The following is a 9,958-nucleotide window of genomic DNA, read 5'->3' as shown; positions in this document are numbered from 1 at the left end:
TTCTTACCGAGCATGACGATCGGTAAGAATATAGAGCTTATTCGTAAAATTGTTCATCGGCTTACCTTTTCCCCCCAGGGTTTATCAAGTACACTTTCGCTGTCTTTTTCTGCAATTATTGAGTGACTATGCTTCAGAATCCACTGCAGGTTCGTCTTGAAAAGTTAGAACCTTGGCAACAAATTACTTTTATGGCGTGTCTATGTGAGCGTATGTATCCTAACTATGCCATGTTTTGTGAGAATACAGAATTTGCGGAAGCTCGAATCTACCGTGATGTTTTGGATAGCATTTGGGAAGTCCTAACCGTTAAAACGGCAAAGGTGAACTTTGAGCGTCAACTTGAGAAAGTAGAAGAGCTATTCCCTAGCGCAGATGATTTTGATTTCTATGGTGTTTACCCTGCAATGGACGCATGCCAAGGCTTAGCAACATTAATCCATGGTCTACTTGATCGTGAGCATATGTTGGAAGCGGTAATTAAAGTGAGTCAACAATCGGTGAAGACGGTTGCTGAGCTTGAGTTTGCTCAAGGCGCTGAAGAAGTGACGAACGAAAACCAGAAAGAAAACGAAGCGGTATGTGAAGAGTGGGACGTTCAGTGGGCCATTTTCCGACCTCTACGTGAAACGACTGAGCGTGACTTAGAGCTGATCAAAGACCTACGTCACGAACTGCGTGAAGACCCGGTCAGTAACATTGGTGTTGCACTATAATCTGCAATTGCATCAAGGTACGAGTAGAAACAAAGGCTCCCTAGGGAGCCTTTGTTGTATCTGACGCTATCAAATTTAGATTAAGCGTCTTTCTTGTCTTCTTTTTGAACCTTGCTTTCATCCGCTGACTTTGAGTCTGAGGTGTCGTTGTCTGCTAGAGTTTTTTCTTCTAGCTCGTCCTCTTCATCGCGGTTTTCGATAACACCGTGTGTCTCTTTCCAAGTTTCCCAGCGTTGGAACGCCAGTTCTTGCATGTCTGTGGTTTTATCTGCTTCGTCGACAATCTCTTCACCCACTAGGTGTTCAAAGATATCTTCTAGGGTGATGATGCCCTGAATTGTGCCGTACTCGTCCACAACTAAAGACAGTTGCAGGCGGTTTGCCATCATTTGGTCAAAGGCCTTAGCTAAGCCCATGTTGTTTAGCAAGACGTGGATAGGGCGCATCACTTCACCCAGAGCCTTCTCACCACAACCCGCTTGCTGCAATCTAAACAGCTCTAAGCGGTGGACAAAACCGATGATATTGTCAGTTTGCTCGCTGTAAACCAGTGGGCGTGAGAATGGCGTGTCTTTGTGTTGTTCTAGGAACGTATTGACACTCATTTCTGCATCGACGCGGAATACAACAGGGCGTGGTGTCATGACTTGAGTCACGGGTACATCTTGAATACCTAACAGATTGCTCAGAATTTTTGATTCACCTTCAGCAAATTCACCGCTCTCTTTTGCCAAAATAGCCATTGCAGATAGCTCATCACGCATTTTTGGTGCCTGGTGGCCGCGAGCTAAACGTTTGGTAATTTGCTCTGAGAACCACACAAATGGTGTTAGGAAAAAGACCATCCAGCGAAGCACATTTGATGATGCTGGAGCAAGTTGACGCCAGTAGGTTGCGCCAATGGTTTTTGGAACAATCTCAGACAGAACTAAAATACCCAGAGTTAATACGGCAGAGAATACGCCTAACCATTGGCTACCAAAAACGACTGCTGCTTGTGCACCCGCTGTCGCTGCACCTATGGTGTGCGCGATGGTGTTGAGCGTTAAAATTGACGCAAGTGGGCGGTCAATATCGGTTTTCAGTTTGTCTAATGACTCTGCTGCAGGGTGCCCATTTTGTTTTAGTTGAGCAATGTAGCTCGGACTAATACTCAAAAGTACAGCTTCCAAAACAGAACAAATGAAAGAAACTCCAATAGCAATGGAGACGTAAATAGTTAGCAGCAGCATGTTTGCCCTTAAATTAAATTGTACGCTTTAGCAGCGATTCAGCGTGGATTATAGAGAATAAGTAGTGGCTAGGTCATCATTAATTTTGCTCTCAGCCCCTTTTAAACAAGGGCTTGCTCAGTAAAATCAGTAACAAATTGTGAGTTATTACTCATATTATGGCTAAAACTACGGCATTAGAGCTAAAGATCGACGACAAACCTTTGCCAGATGGGGCATTTATGTTTTAGAGTGAATCGAATTCAAAAATACAAAGAAGGGAAACCTAAAATGAACAAGACTCAATTAATCGACTTTATTGCTGAAAAAGCGGACCTTTCTAAAGCACAAGCTAAAGCTGCTCTAGAAGCGACTCTTGGCGGTGTTACAGATGCTCTTAAAGATGGCGATCAAGTTCAGCTAATTGGTTTTGGTACTTTTAAAGTAAACCACCGTGCAGCTCGCACTGGCCGTAACCCAAAAACTGGTGACGAGATCCAAATCGCTGCTGCAAATGTTCCAGCATTTGTTGCAGGTAAAGCGCTGAAAGATTCAGTGAAATAATCTAAACTGTACCGAGGTAGTCGTATTCCACCTCGGTACAGGTTTTATGAAAAAAGCATTTCTTCTCGTTTCACTATTATCTACATTTCTCATTGGCTGTTCATCAACCAGCCCTCGCAAAAACCTAGAGCAATTTGAAACTCACACCGGCGGCCAAGTCATGGGCGACGCGACAAGTTTCTACTGGGTTACAAACAAGCTAACACAACCTCATACTTCAGCTGACTACGTCACTGTAGGCGATTACGGCTGGTACCAAACGGACTATGCTTGGTCGGAAGGTATACTTCGTGAATTTATTCGTGAAGGTGAGCAACGTAATTCTTCTAATGAGCTGGTTCCGTATAGTGTCCATGTGCGTTTTAATAAGTCAGGCGAAGCTGTATATCAGCAGTATCGTATTGATAGCAAAATTTTACCTATCCAAGTTAAGCAACTCGAAAGCTACCAGAAAGAAGCCAAGTCGGTTTTAGAAACTACGATGAAGCAGCATGACGAAGGGCTAAGACTGGTTCAGGGTTACTGGAATGGTCGTTCTTTTGAAACGTGTGCTGGTGGTGAGTTTGATCGCTTTGAATTTAATCAGACCTTGCCAAGCTTCGTGATCGATCGATTGGCGTCTGTGGAAAGCTATGCGGCGTTTCTTGGCAGTGATTCACTAGGTAAGATGAGCGTAGAAGAGTTACTGATGCTGGCTGAAGACAGCCATGATTGTGTCGTTAGGCCGTCATTGTTGAAAGAATAGCGATCAACTAAAGGATTGAGGGTATTTGGCTTGCTGTAGGCCAAGTGCTGATTTGTCTGTACAGGTACAGATTCCTAGAGAGATTGAGTGATAAAAAAGGCGCCTATCGAGGCGCCTTTTCTGTCATTTGCTTACTGTTATTGGAAAGTAAGCGAGTAACAAGATTGATTACTGTTCTTGCTCGCGCGCAATCGCACGGTAACCGATGTCATTGCGGTGGAACATACCATTCCAGCTAACTTGCTTCGTCAACGCGTAAGCGCGCTCCTGAGCTTCAGAAACCGTATTACCCAGTGCCGTTGCACAAAGTACACGGCCACCGTTTGTCACAACGTCGCCAGCTTCGTTATTTGTCGTACCCGCGTGGAAAACCTTTTGGCCTTCAACTTCGCTGGTTGGCAGTGAAATAACGTCACCTTTTGCGTAGTCAGCAGGGTAACCGCCAGCAGCAAGAACAACACCGATAGAAGCGCGTGGGTCCCACTTTGATTCTGCTTCGTCTAGCTTCTCATCGATAGCCATTAGGCAAAGTTCAACAAGGTCTGACTCCATACGCATCATGATAGGTTGCGTTTCAGGGTCGCCAAAGCGGCAGTTGTATTCGATAACCTTAGGCGTGCCGTCAGCATCGATCATTAGTCCTGCGTAAAGGAAACCAGTGTAAGGAGCGCCTTCTGCGTCCATACCACGTACCGTTGGATAGATAACTTCCTCAAGGATGCGGTTATGGATTTCAGGAGTTACCACTGGAGCTGGAGAGTAAGCACCCATGCCGCCAGTATTAGGGCCAGTGTCTTTGTCGCCAACACGTTTGTGATCTTGGCTAGTGGCCATAGGCAGAACGCTAGAACCGTCAACCATTACGATGAAGCTTGCTTCTTCGCCTTCAAGGAACTCTTCAATTACCACGCGGCTGCCTGCTTCGCCAAATGCGTTGCCTGCTAGCATGTCTTTGATTGCGTCTTCAGCTTCTTCAAGTGTCATCGCAACGATAACGCCTTTACCCGCCGCAAGACCGTCAGCTTTTACTACGATTGGAGCGCCTTGCTCGCGAACGTAAGCGATAGCTGGCTCAATCTCAGTGAAGTTTGAGTAGTAACCTGTTGGGATCTCATGGCGAGCTAGGAAGTCTTTGGTGAATGCTTTAGAGCCTTCAAGCTGTGCTGCCGCTTGAGTTGGACCGAAGATTGGTAGGCCAACTTCGCGGAATGCATCAACAACACCAATAACCAATGGTGCTTCAGGGCCAACGATAGTCAGTTCGATTTTTTTATCTTGAGCAAACGCGACTAAACCTGCGATGTCTTCAACGCCGATGTTTACGTTCTCAAGTTTAGGTTCAAGCGCAGTACCTGCGTTACCTGGAGCAATGAATACTGTTTCAACGTTTGGGTTTTGTGCCGCTTTCCAACCCAAAGCATGTTCTCTACCGCCAGCACCAATAATAAGTACATTCATGTTTTAAAATCCTTATAGCTGCTTCAGAGCCTTTATTTCTGTGTCAAACATGCTCACTTATGGTCATAAGCTCCGCGTGTTTTCCTTGAACTAAAGTCGCTGACTTGCTCTACGTATTTCAAATATCGGAATATTTAAAAAACAAAATTATAAGTTTTGCTCAAAGTAGTTGGTGATGTGGCTAGGCAGCAATTGAGCCCATCCCCGGAAGCATAGTCCACTATGTGACCGGGGTGGGCGAAAGCAGCTAACGACGCCACAGTGCCAAATACGAAGAGGAAATTAGTGGCGGAAGTGACGCATGCCCGTAAAGATCATCGCCATGCCGTGTTCGTCTGCTGCTGCGATAACTTCGTCATCACGCATAGAGCCGCCCGGTTGGATAACACACTTGATGCCCGCTTCTGCTGCCGCGTCGATACCGTCACGGAATGGGAAGAATGCATCTGATGCCATCACACAACCTTCAACCTGTAGACCTTCGTCTGCAGCTTTGATGCCTGCGATTTTCGCAGAGTAAACGCGGCTCATTTGGCCAGCGCCAACACCAATTGTCATGTCGCCTTTCGAGTAAACGATAGCGTTAGATTTAACGTATTTCGCTACTTTCCAGCAGAATAGGGCATCTTTTAGCTCTTCAGCTGTAGGTTGGCGCTTAGAAACCACTTTAAGGTCATCTTCAGACACCATGCCTTGGTCGCGGTCTTGAACTAGCAAACCGCCGTTAACGCGTTTCACGTCAAAACCAGTTGTCTTAGTTGTCCACTCACCGCACTCAAGCAGGCGAAGGTTTTTCTTAGCCGCTACGATTGCTACTGCTTCCGCAGAAACAGATGGTGCAATGATAACTTCAACGAATTGACGCTCAGTGATAGCCGTTGCTGTTGCAGCGTCTAGCTCACGGTTGAAAGCGATGATGCCGCCAAATGCAGACGTTGGGTCTGTTTTGAATGCACGGTCGTAAGCTTCTAGGATGTCTTCACCTAGTGCAACACCACATGGGTTAGCATGCTTAACAATTACACATGCTGGCTGGTCGAACTCTTTCACACACTCAAGTGCTGCGTCAGTGTCAGCGATGTTGTTGTAAGAAAGCGCTTTACCTTGGATTTGGCGAGCAGTAGAAACCGACGCTTCTTCAGGGTTCGCTTCAACGTAGAATGCTGCCGCTTGGTGGCTGTTCTCACCGTAGCGCATGTCTTGTTTCTTCTCGAACTGTTGGTTGAACGTGCGAGGGAATTTAGACTCTTCATCAGCCTTCTTTCCTTCTTCATCAAGTAGAGAGGCACCGTAAGATGGAACCATAGTGCCGAAGTAGTTTGCGATCATGCCGTCGTAAGAAGCTGTGTGCTCGAATGCTGCGATAGCGAGGTCGAAACGAGTCTCTAGCGTTAGAGATTTCTCGTTCGCGTCCATTTCAGCAACAACGCGCTCGTAGTCGTGTGCGTTAACAACGATAGTTACGTCTTTGTGGTTTTTCGCTGCAGAGCGAACCATTGTAGGACCGCCGATGTCGATGTTCTCAACAGCGTCAGCAAGGGTACAACCTTCTTTAGCAACGGTTTCTGCGAATGGGTATAGGTTTACAACAACCATATCGATAGGGTTGATACCGTGAGTTTCCATCACGTCATCATCTTGACCACGACGGCCTAGAACACCACCATGAACTTTTGGGTGCAGAGTCTTAACACGGCCATCCATCATTTCTGGGAAACCAGTGTAATCAGATACTTCTGTAACAGAGATGCCTTTTTCAGCAAGCAGGCGAGCAGTGCCACCGGTAGATAGGATATCTACACCACGGTTAGCAAGAGCTTGTGCAAATTCAACGATACCAGTTTTGTCTGATACGCTGATGAGAGCGCGGCGAATTGGACGAGCGTTATTCATGCTTCCATCTTCCTCAAATTCATGGGGTTAAAATAAAGATATTTGCCAAAAAAGAACTTGTTTCTATCTTCTTAGCGTGGAGTATCTTAGATACCAGTAAGAGATAAAATATTGGCCAGTTTTGGTAAAGACCTTTGGGGTGTTCTTATAATCAAGCTATAAGATAACCAACTCCAAATTTGATGGCGCAGATTCTAACTAATTTATTACAAAAAAGCTCGCGCAATCGTTTGGCATCTCAAAATTAATTATGAAAAGTGCCATTTCAGCCTGAAAAGTAACGATAAGGTTAATTGTGGAATGGACGGAACAGTAGGAAAAAACATGTTTCAGATCGGTGAATTAGCGAAACGATGCGGTGTGACAGCCGATACCTTACGGTTTTATGAAAAAAGTAACCTGATTGCTCCTGCCAGTCGCAGTGACTCAGGATATCGCTTATATGATGAAAACAATCAAAAACAGGTGACCTTTATTCTTAAATCTAAAGCGTTAGGGCTGAGTTTAGATGAAATTAAGGAATTGCTCGAGATTCGCTTGGAAGCAACGCAGCACAGTTGCTCGGAAGTGAAAGCCATCACAACGGCAAAGCTGACACTTATTGATGAAAAAATCAGTGAACTTGGCAGAATACGCACGGCATTAAAGAAGATTAATGATGCTTGCTGCGGACATGTAGATGACGATGCGAGCCATTGTTCTATCTTAGGTGCTTTGGCGAGCGAAGATAAACAAAGCTCATGCTGTGCTGCTGATGGTAAATAGCTGAGAAGGTCCCCCGTTAGGGAGAGAGGTTTACTATGGTTGATAACCCTAGGAAGCTTGCAGTATTTTGGCTCTTAGTTGAGCGTCAATTTTTAAAGTGGGTAGGTTATTATGGTAAAGCGTGACTTGGTTGCGGCCAGTCTGCTTTGAAGAGTACATGGCTCTATCAGCTTGAGCCAATAGTTCTTTTATGGTTTTAAGATGTGGTGTGTATTCAGCAACACCGATGCTGACTGTTGGGTAGATGATGTGGCCGTCTACGGTGCATGGTGTTGATTCAATCGTTTTACGAATCGTCTCTGCAACGTAATAAGCTTCAATGGCACTGGTGTGTGTGAGAATGACACCGAATTCTTCGCCACCCAAGCGACCTAGATAATCATCGCAGTCTATTGACTGTTGGCATAAACTCGCGACTTGAACGATTACCTCATCACCAGAGAGGTGGCCAACTTGATCATTGATTTCTTTGAAGTGGTCTATGTCTATCATCAAACAAGTTAAGCTTTGCTTAGGCGGTTGACTGAACTCTTTTTCCAACCCAAGTAAAAAGGCTCGTCTATTTAAAATCCCAGTTAGCTCATCGATTTCAGCGAGTTCTATCAGCTCAGCTTCACGTTGCTGTGCTTTAGTAATATCTCGCTCTTGCCACAGCACGTATTGCTTTTCTGGCGAGAGATACAATGGCTTTAATGTCGATTCAAAATATCGATCGTCTGATTCTTCACCTTGAGCGAAAAGTTGTTCAATAGAAAGCTGAAGTTGCTGACAGGGCGCAAGAGAGTATTGAATGTATTGAATTTCGCGACTGGAATAAGCTTGCTTTGCCGCCTCTAATAGCTGCTTTTCAACCGAGGGAGGCAACAGTTCTGAAACTGTGTGGTGATTTGGATTGTCAAAGTTTTCAACAATACGTCCGGATGTATCCAACAGAAGATGACGATCAGGCAGTTCACGGATCAGTGTGCTAAGCCATTCTTCCCTTTTCATATCAAGCATGTAGCTTCCAGACGATTAGATTAATGGGTCATTATATCGGTAGTGATTACGTTATCAATCGTTACATCTCATTAATTGATTGATAATTGTTCGCTTGTTGCCATATAAACAAAAAAAAGCCGAGTTCAATAAAGAGCTCGGCTTCTAATTCAATAAATTACGAAAGAACGATTAGTTCATGCCGTATTTTTTAAGTTTCTTGCGAAGAGTACCGCGGTTAATACCCATCATGGTTGCTGCGCGAGTTTGGTTACCGCGAGTGTACTGCATGATAGTGTCTAGTAGTGGCTGTTCAACTTCAGCTAATACTAATTCGTATAACTCGCTGACTTCTTGACCGTTTAATTGAGCAAGGTAATTTTTCAATGATGCTTTAACTGAGTCACGTAGTGGCTTCTGCGTGATTTGGTCTTGTGATGTAACTGTAGTTACTGTCAATGCTTCTGAAGTCAGATTTTGTTCGAACATATTCGGTCTAGCTCTTCTCGTAATTATGGTGCAACGTTATCAAAAAAACCTTCTAGCGCTTCAAGCTGCAGATCACCTGCTTCGAATGCGTTGAAGGTACGGCGAAACTCACTCGCTTGTTCATGCTCTTTTAGATACCAACCCACATGCTTACGAGCGATGCGAGGGCCTAAAAACTCTCCATAAAATTCATGTAGAGCGAGCACATGACCAAGCATGATGTCTTTCACTTCCGAAATCGGGAGTGGGTCCATCGTGGTGCCGTTTTCCAAATAGTGTAGGATTTCGTTAAAAATCCAAGGACGCCCTTGGGCAGGTCGACCTATCATTAAAGCATCAGCGCCGGTGTACTCCAGCACAAACTTCGCTTTTTCCGGACTATCGATATCACCGTTAGCGATAACCGGAATAGATACTGCTTGTTTCGCTGCTTTAATGTGTTTGTATTCTGCCTCACCTTTGTACATACAAGCGCGAGTTCTCCCGTGAAGGGCAAGAGCTTGTATGCCGCAGTCTTCGGCTATTTTCGCGATTTGGACACAGTTTCTATTGTCTGTATCCCAGCCTGTGCGCGTTTTCAACGTTACTGGAACGTCGACAGCATTTACCACAGCCTTCAGAATATCTTCAATGAGTTCTGGATGCTGAAGCAGGGCTGAGCCCGCAAGCTTCTTATTCACTTTTTTTGCTGGGCAACCCATATTGATATCGATGATTTGCGCACCGTTAGCAACATTGAATTGAGCAGCCTCGGCCATAAGCTGTGGATCTGCACCAGCGATTTGTACTGAACGAATGCCCGATTCGCCTTCATGTACCATACGCTGCTGAGATTTTGACGTTTTCCAAACTTTCGGATTGGAGGACATCATTTCACTGACTGCCATCCCCGCACCGTAACGAAGACACAACTCACGGAATGGTCTATCCGTTACGCCAGCCATAGGAGCGACGATTAGATTGTTCTTAAGTTGATAATTTCCGATTTTCAAAAATGTCATCACAGTTCTGTACCAGCAAGGGCGCGCATTTTACGCATTTTTTCGCTGCGTGAAAAGACTAATATTTGAGCATTTACAATTTGTTTTTGTAATTCGTTTAAATTTCAATCAATTAGCGCCCAAAGTCTTACCTAGCCT

General features: G+C 45.0%; 10 protein-coding genes. 4 read left to right on the top strand and 6 right to left on the bottom strand.

The annotated features are described in order from the left end of the window. Positions 1-128: 128 nt before the first annotated feature. Positions 129-716 carry a YjaG family protein gene (locus AB4496_RS10600; protein WP_009844682.1) on the top strand — a complete coding sequence of 196 codons (588 nt, stop codon included), beginning with the start codon at positions 129-131 and terminating at the stop codon, positions 714-716. Positions 717-796: 80 nt separating this feature from the next. Here the strand turns inward: AB4496_RS10600 and AB4496_RS10595 are convergent, their stop codons facing one another. Then, a complete protein-coding gene (locus AB4496_RS10595) occupies positions 797-1,948 on the bottom strand; it encodes a CNNM domain-containing protein (RefSeq protein WP_009844683.1) in 1,152 nt (383 codons plus the stop codon). 270 nt (positions 1,949-2,218) lie between these two features. Between AB4496_RS10595 and hupA the strand changes: the two genes are divergently transcribed. Together hupA and AB4496_RS10585 are read left to right on the top strand one after the other, a co-directional pair. Continuing rightward, positions 2,219-2,491, top strand: a complete 273-nt coding sequence (gene hupA / locus AB4496_RS10590) for a nucleoid-associated protein HU-alpha (RefSeq protein WP_004729753.1) — start codon at positions 2,219-2,221, stop codon at positions 2,489-2,491. A gap of 46 nt (positions 2,492-2,537) precedes the next feature. After that, entirely contained in the window at positions 2,538-3,236 is a 699-nt protein-coding gene (locus AB4496_RS10585) for a DUF1481 domain-containing protein (protein WP_009844684.1), read from the top strand. Positions 3,237-3,404: 168 nt separating this feature from the next. Here the strand turns inward: AB4496_RS10585 and purD are convergent, their stop codons facing one another. Continuing rightward, entirely contained in the window at positions 3,405-4,694 is a 1,290-nt protein-coding gene (gene purD, locus AB4496_RS10580; protein WP_009844685.1) for a phosphoribosylamine--glycine ligase, read from the bottom strand. A gap of 282 nt (positions 4,695-4,976) precedes the next feature. After that, positions 4,977-6,587, bottom strand: a complete 1,611-nt coding sequence (gene purH / locus AB4496_RS10575) for a bifunctional phosphoribosylaminoimidazolecarboxamide formyltransferase/IMP cyclohydrolase (RefSeq protein ID WP_009844686.1) — start codon at positions 6,585-6,587, stop codon at positions 4,977-4,979. 324 nt (positions 6,588-6,911) lie between these two features. Between purH and zntR the strand changes: the two genes are divergently transcribed. After that, positions 6,912-7,352, top strand: coding sequence for a Zn(2+)-responsive transcriptional regulator (gene zntR / locus AB4496_RS10570; RefSeq protein WP_009844687.1), 441 nt, complete (start codon positions 6,912-6,914; stop codon positions 7,350-7,352). A 48-nt stretch (positions 7,353-7,400) separates the two neighbouring features. Here zntR and AB4496_RS10565 read toward each other — a convergent pair whose 3' ends face one another. The 3 genes from AB4496_RS10565 to dusB form a co-directional block, all read right to left on the bottom strand. Beyond that, the gene (locus AB4496_RS10565; protein ID WP_009844688.1) at positions 7,401-8,351 is read right to left on the bottom strand and encodes a GGDEF domain-containing protein; all 951 of its coding nucleotides are present in this window, start codon (positions 8,349-8,351) and stop codon (positions 7,401-7,403) included. 171 nt (positions 8,352-8,522) lie between these two features. Continuing rightward, complete coding sequence (gene fis / locus AB4496_RS10560) at positions 8,523-8,819, bottom strand: DNA-binding transcriptional regulator Fis (protein ID WP_004729744.1); 297 nt, start codon at positions 8,817-8,819, stop codon at positions 8,523-8,525. A 23-nt stretch (positions 8,820-8,842) separates the two neighbouring features. Then, positions 8,843-9,811 carry a tRNA dihydrouridine synthase DusB gene (gene dusB, locus AB4496_RS10555; RefSeq protein ID WP_009844689.1) on the bottom strand — a complete coding sequence of 323 codons (969 nt, stop codon included), beginning with the start codon at positions 9,809-9,811 and terminating at the stop codon, positions 8,843-8,845. Positions 9,812-9,958: the final 147 nt, after the last annotated feature.

It is taken from the genome of Vibrio sp. 10N.222.46.A1, assembly GCF_041473595.1.
GTDB classification, from domain to species: domain Bacteria; phylum Pseudomonadota; class Gammaproteobacteria; order Enterobacterales; family Vibrionaceae; genus Vibrio; species Vibrio tasmaniensis_A.
Note: the sequence above shows the minus strand (reverse complement) of the source record. Positions and strands in the feature narration are given on the sequence as shown.

Excerpts from the sequence above, each read along its gene's own strand:
- AB4496_RS10600 (WP_009844682.1), top strand. The coding sequence starts at position 129 with ATGCTTCAGAATCCACTGCAGGTTCGTCTTGAAAAGTTAGAACCTTGG.
- AB4496_RS10595 (WP_009844683.1), bottom strand. The coding sequence starts at position 1,948 with ATGCTGCTGCTAACTATTTACGTCTCCATTGCTATTGGAGTTTCTTTC.
- hupA (WP_004729753.1), top strand. The coding sequence starts at position 2,219 with ATGAACAAGACTCAATTAATCGACTTTATTGCTGAAAAAGCGGACCTT.
- AB4496_RS10585 (WP_009844684.1), top strand. The coding sequence starts at position 2,538 with ATGAAAAAAGCATTTCTTCTCGTTTCACTATTATCTACATTTCTCATT.
- purD (WP_009844685.1), bottom strand. The coding sequence starts at position 4,694 with ATGAATGTACTTATTATTGGTGCTGGCGGTAGAGAACATGCTTTGGGT.
- purH (WP_009844686.1), bottom strand. The coding sequence starts at position 6,587 with ATGAATAACGCTCGTCCAATTCGCCGCGCTCTCATCAGCGTATCAGAC.
- zntR (WP_009844687.1), top strand. The coding sequence starts at position 6,912 with ATGTTTCAGATCGGTGAATTAGCGAAACGATGCGGTGTGACAGCCGAT.
- AB4496_RS10565 (WP_009844688.1), bottom strand. The coding sequence starts at position 8,351 with ATGCTTGATATGAAAAGGGAAGAATGGCTTAGCACACTGATCCGTGAA.
- fis (WP_004729744.1), bottom strand. The coding sequence starts at position 8,819 with ATGTTCGAACAAAATCTGACTTCAGAAGCATTGACAGTAACTACAGTT.